Source organism: Sphingobacterium bovisgrunnientis, assembly GCF_009829085.1.
In the GTDB taxonomy this organism is placed as follows: domain Bacteria; phylum Bacteroidota; class Bacteroidia; order Sphingobacteriales; family Sphingobacteriaceae; genus Sphingobacterium; species Sphingobacterium bovisgrunnientis.
The window spans coordinates 1-428 of record NZ_WUQY01000151.1 but is presented as its reverse complement, the minus strand read 5'-3'; the positions used below and the strand labels follow the sequence as shown (position 1 = coordinate 428).

1 protein-coding gene is annotated in these 428 nt (G+C 41.6%); it reads right to left on the bottom strand.

Features of this window, described 5'->3' with window-relative positions; translation table 11 throughout:
• Positions 1 to 332, bottom strand: a 332-nt coding sequence (locus tag GOQ16_RS17325) for a transposase (protein ID WP_204987523.1), incomplete at its 3' end; no start/stop codon positions are given.
• Positions 333 to 428: the final 96 nt, after the last annotated feature.

Here is a 428-nt window from a genome sequence, read left to right as displayed (position 1 = left end):
TGGAAGACTTTTTTAGCTGCTTCCCCTAAGTTCATAATTAGGTGAAAGCGGTCGGCTACCTGAATGGCATCAGGGGCACCTGTTTTTATACCTAAAGCATATGGACCATAGCGATCTCTGGATACTACTTTTATTTCTGGATGATTTTTCAGCCACTCTGCTAGCGTATCCGATTCACGATCCGGAAGTAAATCTATCACTTCTTTCCGTTCTAAATCCACAATAACGGTTCCGTAGGTACTTCCTTTTTTGAATGCCCAGTCATCTACGCCAATTACCCCAGATGTTAAAGCCTTAGGTTGTATATCTACTCCGTGAATCACTCTTAACATAGTGGAGGAGCTAACCGGTAGTCCAACATAGCGACTAATTGCTGAACCTCTATTTCCTCCCAATTCAAGTCCCATTTTAAAAAGAAGATCATTTGA